Source organism: Mucilaginibacter sp., from assembly GCF_039207105.1.
GTDB lineage: Bacteria > Bacteroidota > Bacteroidia > Sphingobacteriales > Sphingobacteriaceae > Mucilaginibacter.
Map to the genome: position 1 here is coordinate 1 of NZ_JBCECK010000084.1, position 22,845 is coordinate 22,845.

A 22,845-nucleotide genomic window follows, 5' to 3' on the forward strand; every position below is an offset into this window, starting at 1 on the left:
TCCGGAAGCTTTTTTTTGAGCCCAGCAGGAATCATCATCCTTGATTTAGGATCCAGCTTGCACTCAAAATTTCCGGTTAAGTAAGGCATTTTCAGTCTATGGCATAATTCAATGAGTAAAAGTAAAGTACTTTTACCACTTTCTACCACTTTTTACCACCAAAAAGTTTTCAACATTTTCGGTGGGTGTTTTGGCTATGTCATTAAATGCAAAAAAGCGCTGGCTATCTGGGTTTTAACAAAATCGACAAACCCCATAACATTTCAGCTAAGCCCTATCCGTATTATTAAAATTTACTGTATCATAACCGTACACCTGGTGTTACATCTTCGTACAGTTAAAATCCAGAATAAAATATAACAAACTGAAAATTAATTAATTACATAATTGGTATACATTTTAAACCATTGCAGATACCAACCATCGGATTTAGATTTTAACCTTCTTCATCATGATAAAAAACTATATCAAAATAGCATGGCGCAGCCTAAACCTGAGCCGTGCTTTTGCCATAACCAACCTGCTTGGGCTTACCATTGGTATAACCTGTACAATTTTTATTTTTTTATGGGTACGTAATGAGCTTACCTATGATAAAAACCATGCTAATTATAACACCATATACAAGGTTATAGCCAACCGCGATTTTAAAAACACCATTTTTACCGATCATAATATGGTATTCCCGCTGGCCAAAGCGCTTGAAATCGGCTATCCGCAAATAAAAAACGCGGTATTAACCTCGCACCTGGAGCAGCATCAATTTAATGTAGGCGATACCCGCCTCAAAAAGCATGGCTATTATGTTGGGGGCAGATACTTTGATATGTTTTCATGGAAATTTATGAAAGGAAACGCGGCCACGGCTATAACTGATCCTACTTCTATAGTCATTACCGAATCAACAGCCAAAACCTTGTTTGGCAATGCCAACCCTATCAATAAAGTAATTAAGGTTGATAATAACGAGGTGCATAAAGTTACTGCTGTGCTGGCCGATCAGCCTAATAATACTACCCAGCAATTTGATTTTATTATCCCGTATAACCTTTCAGATAATGCCGTAAAAAATGCCATGACCCGCTGGGAAGGTTCATCATGGGATGTGTACATCCAAACCATTGATAACCCAAACATTCCGCAGTTGAATAAGTACATAACCGATGTAATGTTTCAGCATAATAAGGATAAGATAAGTACCTACTTTGCCTTCCCGATGAACAAATGGCATTTGTACAGTGATTTTAAGGATGGTAAAAATATCGGAGGAATGATTGAGTATGTTCGTTTCTTTATCATTATTGCCATTATCATATTACTGATAGCCTGTGTTAATTTCATGAATTTGTCTACCGCGCAGTCGGAGAAAAGAGCTAAAGAGGTAGGTATCCGAAAAACCCTCGGTTCTGATAAAAAACAGCTGGTAATACAATTCTTTTTTGAATCAATGATACTGGTTATTATAGCTTTCCTGTTTGCTATCATATGCGTATACCTGTTACTACCTCAGTTTAATTTATTGGTTGGCAAACAATTAACTTTAAACCTGGGCGAACCTGTGTTTTGGCTGGGCGCTATCTCCATTATACTTTTCACCGGCTTAGTAGCTGGCAGTTACCCAGCTCTGTACCTTTCATCATTTAATCCGATAAAGGTTTTAAAAGGCACCTTTGTGACTGGCAAGGGTGCCATTATGCCACGCAGGGTATTGGTAGTGTTCCAGTTTATAGGTTCAATCTTACTGATTTCTTCTACGGTTATTGTTTACCAGCAGATACAGCATGTAAAAGACAGAAGCCTGGGCTATAATCCCAATAACCTGATCATGGTTCCATCAACGACAAATACTGACAAGAGCTTTGCCGCCGTAAAGAACGACCTTTTAAAATCTGGTATCATCAGTAGTGTAACCCGTACTTCGTGGATGATAACTGAAATTTCATGGAAATCGGGCCCACCAGACTGGGAAGGAAGACCCGCTAACGCCAATATCATATTTTCAAACATGACTGCCGATGTTGATTATGCTAAAACTTTGGGTATTAAACTACTGCAAGGCCATGATTTCACAGGGATGCCATCAGATACATCAAGCGTTCTATTAAACAAAGCAGCCATTGAAGCCATGCAACTCAAAAAGCCTGTAGGCATGCAGTTAAGGTACTCTGGCAAAAACTTCACAGTAATTGGCGTTACTGACAATGTGGTCATGGCATCGCCATATATCCCGGTTGATCCGATGATGGTCTTTGCGGATCATACTAATTCGGGCTACATCAATTTGCGGCTTAATGCGGGTGCTAAGCCTCAGCAAGCCATACAGTTGCTGCAAAACATTTACGCAAAATACAGTCCTGCAGATATTTTTGAATATCAATTTGTTGACCAGGAATTTGGCAAAAAGTTCTTGACTGAGGTGCTCATCAGCCGTATCACTAATATTTTTGCTGGCCTGGCCATTTTCATCTGCTGTATAGGTTTAGCTGGCTTAGCTTCCTTTACCATTGAAAAGCGCTTTAAAGAAATAGGCATCCGCAAAGTGTTAGGAGCAACTGTACAGCAATTGCTGATCCTTATATCCACCGAGTTTTTAAAACTGGTGCTCATAGCCTTTGTGATAGCGGTACCACTAACCTGGTGGATCATGCATAACTGGCTTCAAAAGTATACCTATCATATCAATATCGGTATTGGGCTATTCGCGGCCGTTGGTATGCTTATACTGTTACTTACACTAATTGTAGTGAGCCTTAATACTACCAAAGCGGCAATGGCTAACCCAGTGAAGAGTTTGAGGAGCGAGTAATTCTCAAAAGAGCCCTCTCCTGAACGAGAGGGCTCTTCCATTATCTATTATCGAAAATTCCGACTATTTATTTGGTAAGTACAACAAGCGGCTTATTTTTTTCAACCACATAGGTAGCAAGCTCACGAGCTATCCCTTTACCAACGTTTTTTGCAGAATGAACGGTACCCGCCGGGATAAACAAAACTTCACCTGCTTTTAGCGTAACCGGTGGCTTACCTGCTACCTGATATTCCAGTAAACCTTCCAGCACATAAATGATCTCTTCACCAGGATGGGTGTGGCTGCCGAAACCCGTTCCCGGATTAAAATCAATACGCACCTGAACGGCCTCGTGACCTTTGATACTGATATCGTGCCGCTGAAGTTCGGTACGTTTAACTCCCGGCTGTTGTGCCTGTACTGTATTTGAGATGGTAAAAATTGCCAATGTAATCATGGCAATAATGCTGGCGAAGAAGTTTTTTGTTGTTTTCATTTTTCTATAGTTATGGATATATCTTATTTCCGCATTTATCATTGCAGATGTATAATGTAAATGTAGGCGCTATAACCTTTGATGAAAATAACCATTGGTATGAACCAGGCAAAACAAACCCGCAGCCGGGCGTTTTTCCGGTTGAAAAATTACCATAGCCCACCGGTATATTTTAAACTTATGTGCTATACCAATATCTGCTTTCAGGCCACTTTCTCAAAATCATGACCCGCAAATGAATTACAGCCTTGTGCAACAAGGTTAAGACTGGTGAGTATGGCTACCTCTGCTTTAACATTGTTTATTGAAAAATCAAGCACATGCCCGCCTTCGGTTAATTGTTTGGAAAGAAAATGAAAATGGTACCCTTTAATATTAATACCATGAAGATAAGGAGGTATTTTAAACCCTATAAGCATTCCATCAATCTGGTTAAAACTGAAAAACTTTTGCCTGTTTAAGATATCAGCCAACGGAGGGAAAGGCTCGTGCGTAACCGGGGGATATACCCTGGTTTTAACCTGATCAAATAAACCAGATATACGGATAGCATACATACCGTTCTTATTGCTCAGATAAGTATCCAGCTGCTCCAATATATTTTGCTTGCATGTGGGTGTTACAAATGTAAAAGAGGCATCAGGTTTAAAGTGCGACACAAAAGCAAATGGTGTTTTAGCTGTATCTGGCGCTTCAACAGTGCAGCCATTTGATTTTGTTTGGTATATTTTACCATTATACATGGTAAGCTCACCATCAATTAAGTCGGGGGCACCTAAACCAAAATCGCCATTTTCCTTTAATGTGGATAATGGTAATTCGCCATGATATAATCCGCTCACAAATGCGTCCGCAACCCCAAACTGGTATAGCTTGTTATATTCCTCCATACATTATACCCCATGTTAATTGTCCTGTTTTACATTACAAGTTGCGGGCAATTAAATTCAATGTGCCCCTCTGTACAAATTAACAACTGTACCCTCACATACTATATTACCAAATTCGGGGATAGGATAGCGTTTATTTATAACAAGCTTTTCAATCAAATAAAGTTTAACAACCTTAATTAAGGTGCATTGCCAATAACCTATCCAATTCAGATGCACTTTTCGGAAGATTATCACAGCATTTGGTAACGTTAACGTACCATAGTAGCCACCCAGTTTTTATTAAGCAATACTTCTTTTTTATAATTCCAGGCCAACAATGCTTTTGACAAACATGAATTGAGCAATCGTCTTACTTTTTTTCGGTCAAGGTTCAGTTTTTTGCCCTGTAAGCGTTCTTCATAAATTAATTGTTGTTCATCATTATAAAACTGCACAGTGGTAACACTCATGCTGTCTTTATTATTGATCAAAACATAGAATCCTTTTTCAGGTGATTCACTTTGCGCGCGTGCTACCGAAGCGGTTATCAATAAAATAAAAAAGAATAATAGGTGCCGGAGGTTAAGTTTACTTTTCATGATCATTTGATTTTATATCATTAGTCGTAACTTTCCTCCCAGCCGGAAACAACTATTTTAATAAGTATTCCAAAAAACTACCTGTGTAATAAATTGTGCCCAAATTGTGCGTATTTCCAAAAATTAAAGGACTATTTTTAGAATCGATAGTTAAATTGATAACTGCCCCGCACAAAATAATAACCTAAAGGCACACTATTCATTTTGTTCGTACTTAAAGATTTTTCATTCAGTAACTTTGTGAGTTCTTTAAAAAAACAATACAGCGGCATCATATAATAATGCAGAACGTTACCGACAAATACCACAAACTGATCAGGGAGGATGATAAACACCTCGACCCGCTTTTTGATATGAAGCAGGTACCTAAAAGATCGTATCAGCTTGGTATCGCGGCTTTGTTTACAGGTATCGGCATTTCCATATACGATTCGTTCATAGGGCTTTATGTATCATCGTTCCTGGTGGCATGCTTTTGCTTTGCTATTTTAATGTTCATCCTTTTAAAATATCAGGATGTTATCAAAAACCTGACTATTGCCATCATATCATTAACTTGTAGCCTGTTAATTATTTCGGCAGCGTTAGAAGGTTTACAGTCCGAGCAGTTCTTGTATTTTTTCCCCATACTGGTGGCAGTGCCCATCATGGTTGATCTGAAACGAACCAAATACCGGCAGTCGTTTATTTATATATTTATTATTTTAATATCTGCGGGTATTTGCACACTCATAGGCCGCCATGTAACCCCTTTGGCCGATTTTACTGTTGATCAGATCAACAAGCTGGCACTGGTTAACCGCATAGTAGCCATTTCATCAACCATCGTATTCGCGGTAGCTTACATTTTTTTTGAAAAGAAATATATTGATGAGCTCATGGAACAAAGTCAGCGGGTAATTGATACCCGAACGCAGTTTCTGGCTACTATGGGGCATGAATTACGTACACCCCTAAACGGAATAATAGGAGTGATCAATTTACTGAAACAAGACCATACCCCAAGCCAGCACGACGAATACTTACAGGTGTTAAAGTACTGCTCAGACCACATGCTACACCAGGTAAATAACATTCTGGATTTTAATAAGATAGAAGCCAACAAATTGGATATTTACCCCGTCGAGCTAAACCTCAAGCAGCTTTTAATAAACATTGGTATCCCCTTTACAGCCCTTGTTAAGGAAAAGGGTCTCGACCTTAATATAGAGATCGACCCGGTGCTGGATAAACAGGTAATGGCCGATGACCTTCGCCTGATACAGGTTTTTAATAACCTCCTGTCAAACGCGTTAAAATTTACCGATGAAGGTTTTATTAACCTTAAAGCGGTATGCAAAACCCGGACCGATGAGTTTATGGAGGTTAACTTTAGCATTGAAGATACCGGAATAGGTATAAGCGAAGAAGACCAGGTAAAAATATTTGAAAGCTTTTGGCAGGTGTATGACCCTACAACCAAAAACCTGAACGGTACTGGATTAGGGCTTACTATATGCGTCAGGTTGTTAAAATTAATGAAGAGCAAACTCGTGCTGGTTAGTAAAAAAGGGCAAGGCAGCACATTTAGCTTTGATCTTGTGTTCAACTATGCCGACTCGTCACGTCAAATGCTGGCAGACCAGGCCAAAAAAGCCGATCTGTTGGCCGGGATCAGGATCTTATTGGTTGAGGATAATCAGATCAATATGATGGTTGCCAAAAAATCATTAACCACCTATAAAGCCGAGGTTACCTGTGTTTATAACGGCCAGGAAGCGCTTGACGAGTTAAAAAAAGATCAGGCATATCATATCGTTTTAATGGATCTGGAGATGCCGGTAATGAACGGCTATACTGCGATATATGATATGAAACGACTATACCCTCAAACACCCGTTATTGCTTTTACCGCCTCGCTGGTTGATGAAAAAATGCTGGCCGATCTGATCAACAGTGGTTTTGCCGATTGCCTTTTAAAACCTTTTCAGCCCCAGCAATTGCTCTCCAGTATTCAAAAACAGCTTTCAGTCTACCCTTTCCTGAATACTAATTTATAGGTTTCGTATACGCTACTCTAAGTTTTGGCCTTGTTAACTATTTCGTTACAAAGCAATTAATACTGCTTATCTTCATTCCGACTGATTATATTAGCTAAGTAAACCTATTTCTATTATAATGAAAAAACTATTCCTGCCGGTTATAGGCCTGTTTTGTGCTATAACTTTTGTAAAAGCCCAGCCTGGTAAAACCGAAATAACCAAATGGCAATATAACCGCAACGGTGCCGTATCCATAACCTGGGATGATGGCTCCATTAACCAGTTCAAGGTAGCGCTGCCTTTATTGAACCGGCTAAAACTACCTGGTACTTTTTTCATTATCACCGGGCAAATACCGGGTTCACAATATCAGGGCAAATTTATTGGCCGCCCGGTTAAAGAGATTATTAAAGAAACCGCCACCATACCTACCAATAAGGATAATTTTTTTGAACGGGCATCGGCAGCAGGATATCTGGGATTAATAGGCCCACTTGATTATCATTATAAAGCAGGCTCATTGATAGATGCCGGTAAAACTGACGCAGCTTACAAAGCCATAGACGAATGTTATGCCAAAGTGCGCAGCGGCGAATTTAAACCCGGTGTACAACACAACGATGAGTGGAGAGATGCGCATGGTACCACCTGGCCACAGATCAAGGCTTTTGCAGCGCAAGGTCATGAGTTTGCCAGCCACATGGTAACTCACCCTCGTCTGGCAGCTCTTGATGAAACCAACCTGATGTATGAAGCTCAAAAAAGCCGATTGGATGTTTTAAACCATTTAGGCTTACAGTATACTTTTAGTGCCGAGGGGCCGTTCGGCACCGAGAATGAGCGTGCGGTAAACTACCTGAGCAAGGTTTATCCTGCCCTGCGCAACCGCATGCCTGAGCCCTGGCTTAAAGAAATAAGTCGCGGTAATAAAGATACCCCTGGTAATACCGATAAAGAATATGTACAATACCAACGCGGAGCTACCACCAAAACACCGCTGCCTATGATGAAAGCCTGGGTTGATACTACTATGGCTCGTCATGATACCTGGTTGGTACTTACCCACCACGGTGTTGACGGCATTGGCTGGGAAGCACTACCTCATCAGGAACTTGATGAATATTTCACTTACATTAAAGATCATCAGGATAAGCTTTGGGTAGCCACCTTTGGCGACGTTACCAAATACATGCGCGAAAGGCAAAGCGCGAAAATACAAAGCAAGTTAGCGGGTAATAAAATCACCGTTACTGTGAGCCAGCCTTTAAATAAAACTTTTTATACGATGCCGCTTACCCTTAAAACTTATGTACCAACAGGCTGGAAAAAAGCCAGCATAAGCCAGGGAAGCAAAAAGCAAACCATTGCAACCACCACCGATGCTAAAGGTACATACGCAGTCTATCAGATAGCGCCAAACGGAACGCAGGTTGTACTGGCGGGTGCGTGATAACTAATAAATAAATAAAAAATTGTCATTTCGAGCAATAGCGAGAAATCTTATACACCCTGCAACGCGGATTGACAGGATGTATAAGATTTCTCTTTCGCCCCCTCCACACCTATCCGCCCATGCTGCTCTATCGAAATGACAACCTTCTTATTGATTAATCAAAAACAATCTTATCAGGGCCGGCGGTTTTAGCAATATGACAGGCACAGCCTCCGGTTATTTTTACAATAACTGATTGCGTTTGATTAGTAGCGGTATTAGTAGCTGTAACTTTCACCTCATCGCCTTCATTGGTAAACTCTTTCATATTACTATCGGTAGCAATAACATGAAAACCTGAGTTGTTACCAGGCGTCGGGGTAACTTCAGTTTGGATACTCTTATTAGTTCGCAGGTTAACAGCCTTAAAGTCTTTTACTTCCACCGCATTACCGGCTTTGTCAACAAAATGTATCGGAACAGATACATACATCATGGTACACATACCCGGATTGCAGGGGGCAGCAGTACTTTGGTGGGTCTTTTTGCTGCAAGCCGAATAAATAACAATCAGCAATAAAAACAATAATGACTTTTTCATAAATATCAGTTTAAACGTAATTTACGATTGGTGGATTGCAAACGCTACATACATTAAACAAGATACAAAGTATTTACTGTTTGGAATTCAAATATTTATCAGAAAAATCGCCTGTTATTTTTTTAGTTCTGATATTGTTGATGGCCCAGTCTTCTACATCGGTTTGTTTGATCTCTACTTTATCGCCATTTTTAATGTTTGTTATATTAAAAGGCGAATCAACGAATATGGCTTTAAATACTCCATTACTGTAACTTAAAACCTGCGACCACATGTGCTCATGCTTATCTCCCTCTGTAAAATCAGATTTTATTATAAACGAGTAGCCATCACGGTCATCTCCATATTTTTTAAGACTATCTAAAAATTGAGGCATACGTTCCTGCGCCATCTTTTTTAAGGCTAAAAACCGGTTATCATTTTTAGCTAAGGGCACGGCTTTGTATTGAACATTATTTTCAACTTTGGTTTTCTGGCAAAAGGCGTCTGTAACTGCAAACAGCAATAAAACAAACAGAAAATTTCTCATAAGGTATTTTATCGATAAGATTTTGGCTCTTATCAACAAAACTATCTTTTACCAGAAATTTGGCATTATGCTGCAACCGTTATTTTAAATCCTGAAATTACTTAAACCAAAATGCCCTTTGACTTTTTACAAGACTAAGGGCATTTTGGAAATTAATTAAGCAAAACTGAATTTAACTTTTGATATAAAGTACTTGCTTTCGCGTTAAGCTGTTCAACCAAAGTAGTTCTGTTTCATCCTCATATTTTATTAATAATCCAATTACGTCTGGTTTATCTAAAACTCGAGCGTCTTCAACAGAATAAATTGGGGCCGACAAACCATACTCATCACATATATTCATTTCTGTGGCAACATTGCCAAAACACAACTCACCGGACAATAATTCACCAAGCAGGCAAAAGGATTTTCTTGATGACAGAACAAATTTATCCCAAACAACAAATTCAGCTATGATCACATTCATCTTACTGCATCACCCTAATCTTTAAAAAACTGGCATTATCCTTTGAGGTATAAACCTTATGTGTTGCCTTTTTAAAGTCGGTGTCCTTTGCCTTCATAATATCCTGAAACTGCTGGGTGTTGCGGTCAATAAGCGGGAACCAGGTGCTTTGTACCTGCACCATTAATTTGTGACCTTTTTTAAAAGTGTGCAGTACATCCTGCAGCTCAAAGTTAACCGGGGTAATCTGGCCGGGTACAAATACTTCCGGCTTATCAAAACCGTTACGGAATTTACCGCGCATAGCCTCGCTGCGTACCATTTGCTGATAGCCCGATAAATAAACGTCCTTCCCCGTCCATTGATCATTTTTTGCCGAATCGGGATAAACGTCAATTACCTTAACTACCCAATCGGCATCTGTACCGGTGGTTGATACTTTTAGGTTGGCCCAGATATTACCGGCAATGGTAACATCATGATCAAGCACATCGGTAGCATAAGTAAGCACATCTGGCCGTTGCGAAGCAAAACGCTGATCGGCAGTCATGTACTCACGCTTCATATCCATATCAATGCTATTAATAAAGGGTACCGGCTTGTTAGGGTCAGATACAAACTCGTCAAAGCTTTCGGTCGTGACAGCAGGTGCGTCAAATGATAGCTTACCTCCGGGCAGCAGATATAAATTCTTCTCCACAGCTTCTTTTGGAGGCCATACGTTATAGGTTTTCCAACTGTTGAGTCCCGTTTCAAAGGTTGATACTGGTGCCAGGCTCAGATCAGTACCTTTAAGGTAATGGCTAAAAAAGGCAAACTCAATTTTTTCACGGTAAAACGGTCCTGTAGCACTACCGAAACCAACATCACCCAAATGATCCCCATCACCGCGCGACCAGCCTCCGTGTACCCAGGGGCCCATAGCAAAATACACCGGTGTTTTAGGGTTTTCCTTTACCAGCGTTTTATAAGTGTTAATGGCTCCGTACAGATCTTCGGCATCGTACCATCCACCAGTTACCAATACAGCTGTTTTGATATCATGCAGATGATAAAGTACATTCCTGTCTTTCCAGTGCTGGTCATAATTCGGATGATCAAGCATCTCGTTCCACAGGCGAATGGTATCTTTATAATATTTATCATTACTGTTTTTTACTGAACCCATCTTCAGAAAAAAATCATACCCATCGGCTGTACCCGGATCAAATTCCGGAGCTTTACGCTGTGTAGGTTTATCATCCTGACGGTTAGTAAAAAACGGGTAAAAACCAAAGTTGGCCACCAGCATAAACGCTCCGTTATGAAAAGCATCGTCACGATACAGATCAGCAATCGGAGCCTGCGGTGATGCGGCAACTAAAGCCGGATGACGGCTCAGTAGCGCTGTTGTGGTATAAAAACCGGGATAAGAAATACCCCACACCCCTACTTTGCCATTATTGTTGGGCAGGTTTTTAAGCAGCCAATTAATGGTGTCATAAGTATCGGTACCCTCGTCAACATCGTTTTTGGTCTTGTGTATCTCCTTTTCCGGGGTCATTTCTTCATAAATACCCTCGCTCATCCAGCGGCCGCGTACGTCCTGGTAAACAAAAATAAAACCATCATGCGTAAATAATGACGATGGGCCCAGGCTGCCTTTATAAAGTTCCGTACCATAGGGCGCAACACTATAAGGAGTCCTATCCATCATGATCGGGTATTTTTTTGATTGATCTTTAGGCACATATACCGAGGTAAATAGTTTTTTACCATCGCGCATGGGTATTTGGTATTCGTATTTCTGATAATTAGCCTTTATATATTCGGCATCAGGCGCTTTAGGCTGGGCATAAGCACCAATTACTATAATTATCAGCAACAAGGTAGTGAGTAAGGTTTTCTTCATTTTAAATGCTATAAAAAGCTAAATGTACTTGAATAAAGTAAAAGCGACAAACACAGCCCCTCAACACATAGCGTATGTTACATAATTAATATATGTTGATATATTTTTTGAATTACTACCCATAATCTGCAACCAAGGTGATTACTGCTTCCGTATAAATAAAAGTCTAAACCTATAAAATAAATACAAGTCCCGCCAAACCCCTAAAATCCAATTTCTTAACTCAGCTTTATTTTGACAATCAAAACCCCATGCCTATGAATAAATAAAAGCGCGCATTTTAACCAGTAAAAAATTATTAACCAAAAATCAAAAACCTTTATGAACATTAAATTGAATAAAATACCTACAGCATTATTGGGTATTAGCTTGTTATTTGCCTCGGCATGTAAAAAAGACATGGCACCAGCCCCTGGCGCGGGCAATACTTCGGCATCAAAACTGGGTACCAATGCCATTGGCGTAAGCGGCCCAAAAGGCGTTTGTTATGTTGAAGTAAACAATAACGATATCAGAAATGTAGGTAACTATACCCTATCTACAGGGCAACAACTGTTTGATGTGGCCATTATATTTGCAGCCAACATCAATTATAACACCAGCACCCAAAAAGCTGAACTATTTTTTAACCCACAAGTAACCAATGTATTGAGCAACGCCTCTACTTACATACAGCCATTGCAGGCAAAAGGCATTAAGGTTATGTTATCTATACTGGGTAACCACCAGGGTGCTGGCATCAGCAATTTCCCTACTCAGGCTGCCGCGCAGGACTTTGCTCAGCTATTAAGCAATGCTGTTACCACCTACGGGCTTGACGGTATTGACTTTGATGATGAATACGCAGACTATGGCAACAACGGAACCGGACAGCCTAACTCAAGCTCATTTGTTTACCTGGTTACCGCCTTACGCCAGCTGATGCCTACCAAGTTGATCTCATTTTACTATTATGGGCCGGCCGCATCGCGCCTGAGCTTTAATGGGGTTACCGTAGGCTCAAAGGTTGATTACAGCTGGAATGCCATTTACGGATCTTACTCGGTACCAAACGTACCGGGATTAGCTAAAAGTAATTTAGGGCCTGCTGCTATTGATATCCAAAGTACAAGCTCAACCACTGCCGCATCACTGGCTACACAAACCGTTAATAACAGCTACGGTATTTATCTGTATTATAACCTGCCTAACTCTGATGTGCATACTTACCTAAGCAGTGTGTCAAACAAGCTGTACGGCAAAACAACAGTGTATACCGGTACAACTACGCCTCCGACTACCGGTGTAAATTTTTATCAGGATATTAACTATGGAGGTACAGCCACAACCGCCATACCTAAAGGAACCTACACTTTAGCACAATTACAGGCCTACGGCATGCCTGATAATTGGGCATCGTCAGTAAAAATACCAACCGGTTGGACAGTGACCATGTATACCAATGATAACTTTACCGGTACCTCATGGACACGCACAGCCAATACGCCAAACTTTACAACACTGTTACCAAATGCTAATGACGTGGTAACTTCTGTTAAAATTCAATAAATTTCACATATTACTAAAAGCAAAAGCCTCCTGGTATTACCGGGAGGCTTTGCTTTTTATAGTTTAAAAACTCTTTTATTCGTTGATCGCTTTTACGCCCGGAAGTTCTTTACCTTCCATGTACTCTAACAAAGCGCCACCACCGGTAGATACATAGCTTACATCGGCAGTCAGGTTAAATTTAGCAACAGCTGCTGCAGAATCGCCACCACCAATAAGTGAGAAAGCACCGTTTTCGGTTGCTTTAACTACCGCTTCGGCAATAGCTTTGGTACCTTTTAAAAAGCTTTCCATTTCAAAAACCCCCATTGGGCCGTTCCATAAAATAGTTTTTGACTCTTCAATCACTTTGCTGAATAAAGCAACGGTTTCAGGGCCAATATCCAAGCCCATCCAGTTATCAGGAATCTGGCCGGTTTTAGCAACACCGGTTTTAGCATCGTTAGCAAAGGCATCCGCAATAACGTTATCAACTGGCAAGTATAATTTTACGCCTTTATCTTTCGCTTTTTGGCGCAGACTGATGGCCAGGTCAAGTTTATCAGCTTCTACCAGTGAAGTACCAATGTTGCCGCCATCTGCTTTAGCAAAGGTGTAAGCCATACCACCACCGATGATCAGGTTATCAACCTTATCCAGTAATTTCTCAATAAGCTCTATCTTATCAGAAACTTTTGAGCCACCCATAATAGCGGTAAAAGGCTTAGCTGCGCCGTTTAATATTTTCTCGGCGTTATTCAGTTCAGCTGCCATCAGGTAACCAAATACTTTGGCATCAGGAAAAAACTGTGCAATAACAGCTGTAGAGGCATGCGCGCGGTGAGCGGTACCAAAGGCATCATTTACGTATACATCGCCCAGTTTTGAAAGTTTTTCGGCAAAGGCTACATCACCTTTTTCCTCTTCTTTATAAAAACGAAGGTTCTCTAATAAAAGCACCTCGCCTTTTTCAAGCTCTTTTGATTTCTGAATAGCTTGTTCGCCAATACAATCATCAGCAAATTCAACCTGCTGGCCTAAAAGGTCAGATAAGTGGCGTACTACATGCTTTAAAGAGTATTTATCTTCCGGACCGCCTTTTGGCCTGCCCAGGTGCGACATCAGGATAACTTTACCACCATCTTTTAATATTTTTTTTATAGTTGGTAAAGCAGCGGTCATCCGGTTATCGTCGGTAATGTTAAAATCCTCATCCAAAGGCACATTAAAGTCAACCCTGATCAGGGCCTTTTTGCCGGCAAAACTAATTTGATCTACTGTTTTCATACGATTATATGTCGTTTAATGTAAGGCGCGCAAATTCAACATTTTATTCTTAATTCTTAAACGAAAAATGAAAAAGGTGTTTGATACCCGTTTAAACTTCATGATATTTTTACATACATCACGAAATGAGGCCCTATACCCGGTATTTCAAACTCGTTAGATATGATCTCGAAACCGGCTCCATGATAAAATTGCACTGCTTTTTTGCGGGCATTGCACCAAACATAATTAGCTTTTTGTCCGCGCAGGTAAACCAGCGCAAAATTAACCAGTTGATTGCCCAAACCTTTACCCCGGTATTTTTCAATAGTAGCCATACCTCTTAACTGATAGGCTTTGCCTGCATAATCATTATAATTTTGAGGATGAAAGGATGCCACGCAGGCCAGCTCGTCATTTTGGTAATATCCTAAATGAAATGCTCCTTCTATTTTATCAGACGGAAAACGGCATTCATCTGGCGCAAGTTTGCCTTCGCGCAATACTTCATTGCGTATGGGCAACAGGTCTTCAACAGTTATAAATTTGATCATAAAGCGAGAAATAAGCGGAATATTTTACCCATTTTTTGGGGTATATATTACACTGTTCAAAGGTAGTTTTCTACATGCATGCTTTAATAAAAGCGCTGTAAAATTAAAATTTAAGTATGATTTAAGGTATAGTAATTAAAAGTGTCCACATAAAAGGCACATTTATTGCAAAGCTTACAATAGTAACATAATCTAAAACTTATGCACAAACTTTTATTAGCCGGAGCATTTATTATTGTCGCTTTTGCAAGCTGTAACTCATCTAAATTGTTAGACCCGACGCCAACAAACGTTGGTAAAGGTGATACTACTATAAATAACACTACTCCACCGCCAAATGGTGGTACTGGCACCGGAAATGGTAATGGAACTGGTAGTGGAAACGGAACTGGCACTGGTAATGGAACTGGCACCGGTAATGGAAACGGCACCGGTAATGGAAACGGCACTACACCTAACTCACAATATACAGTTAAGCTTGATATTGCAAATCAGGTGGTGAATACAGCTGTTGGTCATGATACCCTATACCTGGTATACACCGAAAAAGCAGATATCATTATCAATAAAGTCGAGTATGAAAATTTATCGGCTGTACACTTTAAGGAAGATTTTTCAAAATCAAGCCTGAACGGTTTTCATTTCACCATGAAAAATGAAAATGGCGACTACATTTTTGATTCCGTTGATGATAACTTAAATAACGTTCCGTTAAAAACAGCTTCAACAGTTGTTATTGATGGTACACCAATGGTTAAATTGCACCTGGAAAGAACATTCACTTTCTTTAAAGCTTACAAACAACCTGCACTGGCGGTAGAAGCCCAAACCAATTTTACCAATATCACGAATGATGTTATAACCTTTTCATCGTACATATACGACAAGAAAAATTACGATCCAACAACCCTTACTGTAGGCCTGACTTACAAAAAGGTAGATTGATATTTTAAACCTGAATCTCTCACATCGAATAGCCCGGCTGATGAATTTTCAGTTGGGCTATTTTTTCAACCAGATCTGCTAAACGGCTGCTATAGCCCATTTCGTTATCATACCAGCCAACGACCTTAACCAGGCCGCCAACAATAGAAGTAAGCTGCGCGTCAAAAATACAGCTGTGCGGATTGTCTAATATATCTGTTGATACTATCGGATCTTCGGTATACTCCAGTACATTTTTCATAGGGCCATTAGCTGCCTGTTTAAATGCAAGATTAATTTCCTGAATAGTAGGTTGCTTTTTAAGGCTGCAGGTAAAATCAGTTAATGAGCCATTAAGTACCGGTACCCGGATGCCTGCTCCACCCAAGCGGCCTTCTAACTGCGGAAATATAGCGGTTATCGCTTTTGCAGCACCTGTTGTTGTCGGGATTATAGATGCCGATGCAGCACGTGCGCGTCGCAGGTCTTTATGAGGTGCGTCGTGCAGGTTTTGATCGCCGGTCATGGAGTGTACAGTGGTGATGTAACCGTCGACAATACCCCAGTTATCGTCCAGTATTTTTACCATAGCGGCAACGTTATTGGTTGTGCAGGAGGCATTTGACAGAATAGGCGAACTCAAATCAACCTGCTCATCATTAACTGCCAGCACTACTGTAGGTATATCTTTACCGGTTGATGGGGCCGAGATAATTACCTGTTTTGCACCTGCATTAAGATGCAGGCTGGCACCCTCTTTTGAAGTGAATTTGCCCGTCGCCTCAATTACAACGTCAATATCAAGTGCTCTCCACGGTAATGCCTCGGGGTTACGTTCGGCAAATACCTTTATCTGGTGACTGTTTATAAAGAGGTTATCCGAGTCAGCGTTTACGATTCCCTTAAAACCACGGTGAACGGAATCATATTTAAATAAATGAGCAAGTGTTTGGGTATCGGCCAGATCATTAATAGCTACAACCTGTATGCCGGGTTTGGCTAAAATGTTCCTTAAAAAAATGCGCCCTATACGACCAAATCCATTGATAGCGATCTTCATTGTATTTTGTTTAAAACATTCAAAGTTAATGAAGATGCATGGCTAAACTATAATGCTACCCAATTAGTAATGTTAATACTACGCAGGCATTACAAAAGCCAGATGAAAGACTAAACAAACTGATTTTGCGGAGCCAGACTTTCGCGCTCTTTTGAGCGTATGCAATAAGTTATAAACCAGTTAAATAATAATGGAATTAAAAGAATACAACTAACCAGCAGCGTATTGCTCAGGTCTCTGAAATACAAAACCACCATTATTGCAGCAATATTCATTGCCGATAAACATAAGGTAACTTGTATGTGGCCCATTCCTAATTTTAACATACGATGGTGCATGTGGTTACGATCGGCCTCAAATGGCGATTTCCGGCTCAATATCCTGATAGTAAATACCCTTAACGTATCAAAAACCGGCCCTATCAATATAGCAACTGTAAGCGCCGGCGCGGTATAAAAATGAGGGATACCTACACCGGTAAACTTGCCTACCTCAATGTATTTAATAGCCATTACGGCCGATATTAAACCAATTAACAGTGCTCCTGTATCGCCCATAAATATTTTAGCAGGGGTTATGTTGTAGCGTAAAAAGCCGGCAACAGCTCCAACCATCGCTAAACATATAGCGGCCAACTCATATTGTTTCATGTAAATAAACAAAAATGCGAAAGCACCATTAACAACAATACCCGTTGTAGCGGCAAGCCCATCAATACCATCAATTAAATTAAAGGAATTAACGATAAGCATAATGAGCAATATGGAGAATATAGCGCTGGGTATATAAGGCAAGCTGTAAATACCGAATACGCCAAACAAACTGGTTACACGTATATCGCCCATGAGTACCAATATTGCTGCTACAACAAACTGTATAAAGAATTTTGTGCTTGAGTTTACACCAGACAGGTCATCCTTTAACCCCATTGCAAATAAAATGATACAGGAAACCAGTAAACAACTCACTGGTAATGACTTGTCGATCACGCTGAATAAAAGTATGGTGATCATAAAACTTACAAATATGGCTACACCGCCTAAACGTGGTATTCCATGATCATGCTGCTTACGAAAATGCCCAACATCATCATATAAGTGCCTTGCCTGTGCTACGTGTAAAACGGAGGGGATGGTTATTAATGTTATAAATGCTGATATTACAATTATAATAACATTATAAACTAAGTGATAAGAATGTAGAAGCTCTGTCATATCAAGTTCCGTCATTAGGTTTCCTTGCCCATCTCAGAAACAGCTTATATAGCCATAAGCTCTTATACGCAGAAGAAAAATATAGGTTTAATTCAAACTTAAATAAATTGAATCAATTTGCGAATTGGCTTTAATATCAGGGCAAAGAGTGGTAGTGTAACGCCATTTTTACGCATAGCCTTCAAGTCAAACCGCCATGCATTTATCCTGTTTTTGAAGCTTTTACTGCTTACCCCTCCTGTAAGCATTTTAACCATTACCTTATTCAGATAAAAGCTCCTGATTTTGTTTAAATGCATAAACCGCAGCATTAGTTCAAAGTCGGCCGCCGAACCATAGTCAAGGCTGTAAAAGCCAAATTTTTCAAACAAATCCCTCTTACAGTAAAAGGTAGGGTGCGGGGGCATAAAACCCGAGTTAAAAGAGTTAGCTGTGCATGCCCCCGATCGCCATTTACGTATAATTTGTTGCTGAGGGCCTATAATGTCTATATCGCCATACAGTGCTTCGGCGTCATATTGTTCAAAAGCGGCAGCCACAGATCTTAAAACCCCATTATCGGCAAAGCGGTCATCAGCATTAAGCATACCAACAATCTGCCCTGTGGCTAAACGGATACCTTTGTTCATGGCATCATATATACCCTTGTCTGGTTCAGAAACTAAAATATGGATATGCTGCCGATACTGATTAATAATATTCAGGGTGTTATCTGTGGAGCCTCCATCAACAATAATATATTCCAGATTGGGATAGTTTTGATTAATAACGGACTCAATACACTGCCCGATAGAATCCTGGGCATTATAAACTACTGTAACAAGTGAAAGCTTCAAACCGTACAAGAGGGTACTAACATTTATACACGCAAATTATGTATTTTTAAAACCAATGCATAATTATTAAGCAGTAAATCCCTTTTATGCGTCTTTTTACTTACACCATTTTATTTTTCGGGATACTTTTCACTTTAACGTCTTGCTCCAACAAACAATATCAATCACTTTTTGAACGAAAGAGTACTACCCCTGATACATCGGCACCAAAGCCTGTGGTAAGCACAGTTCCTTATCGTATCAAATCACAGGATTTGCTACAGATCAGAAATCTGCAAAACGTTAAGTATATTGTTGACGAAGTTCCATCAAGTGGCACAGCTATGGGTAGTAGTTCGACTACATCCGGCGGTCAAACCTATCAGGTTGAAGATGACAGCACCGTCACATTACCCGTAATTGGTCATGTGCCTGTGGTTGGTTTAACCCGTGCCGAAGCTGCAAAAAAAATAGAGGATCTTTACCGCAAAACCTTGCTCAAAGATCCCATCATTGAATTAAAAATCACCAACCTTAAGGTTACTGTTTTGGGAGAGATCAAAATTCAAGGCAATTATCCCCTGCTAAAAGACAGAACCACCCTGGTTGAAATGATTGGCGCGGCAGGTGGCCTTACTGACAAAGCAAACGAAACAAATATTCAGATCATACGTGGCGATCAACTTAATCCGCAGGTAACCACCATCAATCTCCGGGATATTCAAGCCATAAATGATCCGCATTCTATTTTGCAAAATGGCGATATCATTTATATTGCCCAAAACAAACGCGCCATACGGAATGATAATCTGCAAAATTTATCGTTACTTGGCCAGCCCATATTGCTCTTATTGAATACCGCTTTAATTATTTTTTCATTATCGCGCCGCTAAACAATAGCTACCGGGCAATATTGTTAATTTTAAGCGTCATTTGTTAAACATTACACTATTTGCTTTGTTAGGCTTGCAATACCATGCTTTATTCACTGATCATGATCGGTATTTATTTTTGTATTGAACATAACTACAGGCTTACTAACAGGCATGCATAAAACCGACTTATCCAAGTATAATAATCATCCTTTCCATCCAGGCGGTAACGCTTTAAAAAGATTAATATGGTTTTATGTAAACGCCATCTTTTTTAAAACCAGCCTGATTCCGTCAAGCAGGTTCAAAGTAATCCTGTTACGTTTATTCGGTGCAAAAATTGGCAAAAATGTAACTATCAAGCCATGTGTAAACATAAAATACCCGTGGTTCCTGAGCATCGGCAACGAAACCTGGATAGGCGAAAATGTTTGGATTGACAGCCTGGTTATGGTCAACATTGGCGCCAATGTTTGCCTATCACAGGGGGCTATGTTACTTACCGGCAGTCATGACTATAAAAAAACATCATTTAATCTGATAACTAAAGAGTTAACTTTGGAAGACGGCGTATGGATAGCCGCAGGCGCCATAGTAACTCCGGGGGTAACTGCGGCCAGCCATTCTGTACTTACTGCAGGCTCTGTAGCCACACAAAACCTGCAGCCTTATGTTATCTATCAAGGTAACCCGGCAATAAAAACCCGCGAACGTAACATCCTATCCTGACATTAAATATGCCACTACAAACAAGCAATATTCACAAAATGATTCTGGCAGTACTGAGTATATTGGTATTGGTAGTAGGCACAATGACATTTTTATACCCGGCCGCTGTTTTCCCAGACTCAAGCTGGGGCTTTCAGGTGCTACAAAAAATGCAGGCAGGTGGCGGCTTTAACCTACTGATTAAACCGAACCCCGCCGATATAAGCAAAAGTCATACTGAATTTTTAACCTGGTGGTCGCCGGGACAATACCTCGCTCCTTATTTGTTCAAATCACTTTTCAAGCTTAATTTAGGGCAATCGGCGGCGATTACCACAACTGTTTTTACGCTGTCGGGAATATTTGGCTTTTATTCATTTTTTAAACGGGCAGGCTTTGGCCTTATAATAGCAGCTATAAGCGTGGCGCTTATCGCCTGCCAACAGGCCTTTATTCTCCCCTACGTTTTCTATAATGGCGGCGAGGTATTGATATTTGGTTTTGGTGGTTGGTTCCTTTACGGATGTACGGCTATTGATAAAACAGGCTGGAAACTGGTTGTATTCCTCTTACTTTCCGGCTGCCTCGGCTTTTTCTGCAAATCATCGTTTTTATGGATGTACGGAGCAGGCTGCATTTACCTATGGATCAAACTTTCAAAGGGGCAGCAGAATATTATTGAATGGATTAAAAAGGGGATATGGATAGGAATACCCGCTATAGCCGCGTTGGCATTGATATTTACCCTTTATTTATCTAAAGGCGAAAACCCGGCATCAAGCGGTATGGGTATTAAATTAACCTGGCAAGCTTTTAGCTTCCCGCTGGCATCGCCGTTACTGGCAGGCTTATCAATTGATGATATGGTTGGCGGGCTCATTTATCATGATGATGTAGCTTTGTTAACCCCATTCTGGTCATTACTCACCGTAATAGCAGCAGCTATATTCAGCGTTATACTGGTTATTAATATTGTACGCCGTGTACCAAATAAAAGCTATACGTTGCTGGTTATTGTTTTTTATTCAGTTTCGGTAATATTTTTCAGTTATAACTATTTAAGGCAGGTAAACATATCATATGAGGCAAGGCATTTGCGAATAATTGGCCTATTAATTACGCCCGGTCTTGTTTATTTGGTAAGCCGTGCCCACCTCACCTACCAGGCCGCGTTTATATTTATAAGTTTTGTAATCGGCTTTTTAAGCTTCAAGTATTTTGTACCGGGCTTTAGGCAAAACCAATTGTACAATGCCAGGGGAACTTCGGGCCTGGCACAAGTAAGCACCGATCAGCAGTCATTAAACCGTATCATGGAACTGGACAAGGAAAACAACAATGCCATTTTCGTATTTACCCAACCCGATCTGGGTCTTGAGATAAAAAACAACCGCCTGATCATTGTTGATCCATTAGATGCTGTGGAGATCAGCACAAAGGAGTATTATGAAACATATACTTATAAAGGACACGCCGGGCCGGTATATATTTTATTGCCATCAACTTATACCGGAGTCAGATCAAGTATCATAACGCATTGTTTTCCAGGTTACAACAATTTTAAAATGGAACAGCTAACTCCAGATTATACTTTGTTTTCGGCTAAATAACCTGCGTGTTAATTTCTTTCCAGAGCAGATCCTTTAACCCATCCAGGTTTCTTTGAGCCACGGATGATATAAATACAGCAGGCACGCCGTCAGGAAGTTCCTTTGCCATTTCAGCCTGCAACTCCTCATCCAGCATATCTGATTTGGTAACGGCCAGCACACGTGGCTTATGAATCAGTTCGGGATTGTACTCCTTTAGTTCGTGCAGTAAAATGTCATACTCTTGTTTAATAGTACGGGTAGTATCAGCAGGTACCATAAATAACAGTACGGAGTTACGCTCAATATGCCTTAAAAATCTAAATCCTAAACCTTTTCCTTGCGAAGCACCTTCAATAATTCCCGGAATATCAGCCATTACAAATGAGCGGTTATTTCGGTACGATACAATGCCCAGGTTAGGCACAATGGTTGTGAAAGCATAGTCCGCAATTTCCGGTTTAGCAGCTGATACTACCGAAAGCAAGGTTGATTTACCTGCATTCGGGAAACCCACCAGACCAACATCGGCAAGTATTTTTAGCTCCAGTATATTCCAGTCTTCCCGGCCATCTTCGCCAGGTTGAGCAAAGCGTGGGGTTTGCTGGGTTGCTGTTTTAAAGTGCCAGTTACCTAAACCTC

Annotated in this window: 21 protein-coding genes; 8 read left to right on the forward strand and 13 right to left on the reverse strand. The window is 40.4% G+C overall.

Features of this window, described 5'->3' with window-relative positions; genetic code table 11:
• Nucleotides 1-451: 451 nt before the first annotated feature.
• On the forward strand, nucleotides 452-2,806 hold the full coding sequence (locus AAGC65_RS16385; protein ID WP_343113541.1) for an ABC transporter permease: 2,355 nt from the start codon (nucleotides 452-454) through the stop codon (nucleotides 2,804-2,806).
• Nucleotides 2,807-2,873: 67 nt separating this feature from the next.
• Here AAGC65_RS16385 and AAGC65_RS16390 read toward each other — a convergent pair whose 3' ends face one another.
• From AAGC65_RS16390 to AAGC65_RS16400, 3 genes are all read right to left on the reverse strand, one after another.
• Nucleotides 2,874-3,284: a cupin domain-containing protein gene (locus AAGC65_RS16390; protein ID WP_343113542.1), complete on the reverse strand. Its 411-nt coding sequence runs from the start codon at nucleotides 3,282-3,284 to the stop codon at nucleotides 2,874-2,876.
• Between the two features lie 203 nt (nucleotides 3,285-3,487).
• Nucleotides 3,488-4,174: an acetolactate decarboxylase gene (gene budA, locus AAGC65_RS16395; RefSeq protein ID WP_343113543.1), complete on the reverse strand. Its 687-nt coding sequence runs from the start codon at nucleotides 4,172-4,174 to the stop codon at nucleotides 3,488-3,490.
• Between the two features lie 251 nt (nucleotides 4,175-4,425).
• Complete coding sequence (locus AAGC65_RS16400; protein ID WP_343113544.1) at nucleotides 4,426-4,755, reverse strand: hypothetical protein; 330 nt, start codon at nucleotides 4,753-4,755, stop codon at nucleotides 4,426-4,428.
• Between the two features lie 281 nt (nucleotides 4,756-5,036).
• Here AAGC65_RS16400 and AAGC65_RS16405 point away from each other — a divergent pair, with 281 nt between their 5' ends.
• Nucleotides 5,037-6,794 carry a response regulator gene (locus AAGC65_RS16405; RefSeq protein WP_343113545.1) on the forward strand — a complete coding sequence of 586 codons (1,758 nt, stop codon included), beginning with the start codon at nucleotides 5,037-5,039 and terminating at the stop codon, nucleotides 6,792-6,794.
• Nucleotides 6,795-6,912: 118 nt separating this feature from the next.
• The gene (locus AAGC65_RS16410; RefSeq protein ID WP_343113546.1) at nucleotides 6,913-8,226 is read left to right on the forward strand and encodes a polysaccharide deacetylase family protein; all 1,314 of its coding nucleotides are present in this window, start codon (nucleotides 6,913-6,915) and stop codon (nucleotides 8,224-8,226) included.
• Nucleotides 8,227-8,383: 157 nt separating this feature from the next.
• Here the strand turns inward: AAGC65_RS16410 and AAGC65_RS16415 are convergent, their stop codons facing one another.
• From AAGC65_RS16415 to AAGC65_RS16430, 4 genes are all read right to left on the reverse strand, one after another.
• A complete protein-coding gene (locus AAGC65_RS16415) occupies nucleotides 8,384-8,809 on the reverse strand; it encodes a hypothetical protein (RefSeq protein WP_343113547.1) in 426 nt (141 codons plus the stop codon).
• A 73-nt stretch (nucleotides 8,810-8,882) separates the two neighbouring features.
• Nucleotides 8,883-9,338, reverse strand: coding sequence for a DUF2314 domain-containing protein (locus AAGC65_RS16420; RefSeq protein WP_343113548.1), 456 nt, complete (start codon nucleotides 9,336-9,338; stop codon nucleotides 8,883-8,885).
• A 172-nt stretch (nucleotides 9,339-9,510) separates the two neighbouring features.
• On the reverse strand, nucleotides 9,511-9,804 hold the full coding sequence (locus tag AAGC65_RS16425) for a hypothetical protein (RefSeq protein WP_343113549.1): 294 nt from the start codon (nucleotides 9,802-9,804) through the stop codon (nucleotides 9,511-9,513).
• Between the two features lies 1 nt (nucleotide 9,805).
• Nucleotides 9,806-11,674 (reverse strand): CocE/NonD family hydrolase, encoded by a 1,869-nt coding sequence (locus AAGC65_RS16430; RefSeq protein WP_343113550.1) that lies wholly within the window; start codon nucleotides 11,672-11,674, stop codon nucleotides 9,806-9,808.
• Between the two features lie 321 nt (nucleotides 11,675-11,995).
• Between AAGC65_RS16430 and AAGC65_RS16435 the strand changes: the two genes are divergently transcribed.
• The gene (locus AAGC65_RS16435) at nucleotides 11,996-13,222 is read left to right on the forward strand and encodes an endo-beta-N-acetylglucosaminidase H (RefSeq protein WP_343113551.1); all 1,227 of its coding nucleotides are present in this window, start codon (nucleotides 11,996-11,998) and stop codon (nucleotides 13,220-13,222) included.
• Nucleotides 13,223-13,297: 75 nt separating this feature from the next.
• Here AAGC65_RS16435 and AAGC65_RS16440 read toward each other — a convergent pair whose 3' ends face one another.
• Both AAGC65_RS16440 and AAGC65_RS16445 read right to left on the reverse strand, forming a co-directional pair.
• Nucleotides 13,298-14,488: a phosphoglycerate kinase gene (locus AAGC65_RS16440; protein ID WP_343113552.1), complete on the reverse strand. Its 1,191-nt coding sequence runs from the start codon at nucleotides 14,486-14,488 to the stop codon at nucleotides 13,298-13,300.
• Between the two features lie 98 nt (nucleotides 14,489-14,586).
• The gene (locus tag AAGC65_RS16445) at nucleotides 14,587-15,021 is read right to left on the reverse strand and encodes a GNAT family N-acetyltransferase (RefSeq protein WP_343113553.1); all 435 of its coding nucleotides are present in this window, start codon (nucleotides 15,019-15,021) and stop codon (nucleotides 14,587-14,589) included.
• 201 nt (nucleotides 15,022-15,222) lie between these two features.
• Here AAGC65_RS16445 and AAGC65_RS16450 point away from each other — a divergent pair, with 201 nt between their 5' ends.
• Entirely contained in the window at nucleotides 15,223-15,966 is a 744-nt protein-coding gene (locus tag AAGC65_RS16450; protein ID WP_343113554.1) for a hypothetical protein, read from the forward strand.
• Nucleotides 15,967-15,985: 19 nt separating this feature from the next.
• Here the strand turns inward: AAGC65_RS16450 and gap are convergent, their stop codons facing one another.
• From gap to AAGC65_RS16465, 3 genes are all read right to left on the reverse strand, one after another.
• A complete protein-coding gene (gene gap / locus AAGC65_RS16455; RefSeq protein WP_343113555.1) occupies nucleotides 15,986-17,005 on the reverse strand; it encodes a type I glyceraldehyde-3-phosphate dehydrogenase in 1,020 nt (339 codons plus the stop codon).
• A 110-nt stretch (nucleotides 17,006-17,115) separates the two neighbouring features.
• On the reverse strand, nucleotides 17,116-18,219 hold the full coding sequence (locus AAGC65_RS16460) for an MraY family glycosyltransferase (RefSeq protein WP_343113556.1): 1,104 nt from the start codon (nucleotides 18,217-18,219) through the stop codon (nucleotides 17,116-17,118).
• Nucleotides 18,220-18,317: 98 nt separating this feature from the next.
• The gene (locus AAGC65_RS16465) at nucleotides 18,318-19,055 is read right to left on the reverse strand and encodes a glycosyltransferase family 2 protein (protein WP_343113557.1); all 738 of its coding nucleotides are present in this window, start codon (nucleotides 19,053-19,055) and stop codon (nucleotides 18,318-18,320) included.
• 86 nt (nucleotides 19,056-19,141) lie between these two features.
• Between AAGC65_RS16465 and AAGC65_RS16470 the strand changes: the two genes are divergently transcribed.
• The 3 genes from AAGC65_RS16470 (at nucleotide 19,142) to AAGC65_RS16480 (ending at nucleotide 22,224) form a co-directional block, all read left to right on the forward strand.
• A complete protein-coding gene (locus AAGC65_RS16470; RefSeq protein ID WP_343113558.1) occupies nucleotides 19,142-19,927 on the forward strand; it encodes a polysaccharide biosynthesis/export family protein in 786 nt (261 codons plus the stop codon).
• A 123-nt stretch (nucleotides 19,928-20,050) separates the two neighbouring features.
• Nucleotides 20,051-20,635, forward strand: coding sequence for a putative colanic acid biosynthesis acetyltransferase (locus tag AAGC65_RS16475; protein WP_343113559.1), 585 nt, complete (start codon nucleotides 20,051-20,053; stop codon nucleotides 20,633-20,635).
• Nucleotides 20,636-20,673: 38 nt separating this feature from the next.
• Nucleotides 20,674-22,224: a hypothetical protein gene (locus AAGC65_RS16480; RefSeq protein ID WP_343113560.1), complete on the forward strand. Its 1,551-nt coding sequence runs from the start codon at nucleotides 20,674-20,676 to the stop codon at nucleotides 22,222-22,224.
• On the opposite strand, the gene AAGC65_RS16485 is transcribed toward AAGC65_RS16480, so the two are convergent.
• On the reverse strand, nucleotides 22,217-22,845 hold a 629-nt coding region (locus AAGC65_RS16485), incomplete at its 5' end, for a GTPase (protein ID WP_343113561.1). The genes AAGC65_RS16480 and AAGC65_RS16485 overlap by 8 nt on opposite strands.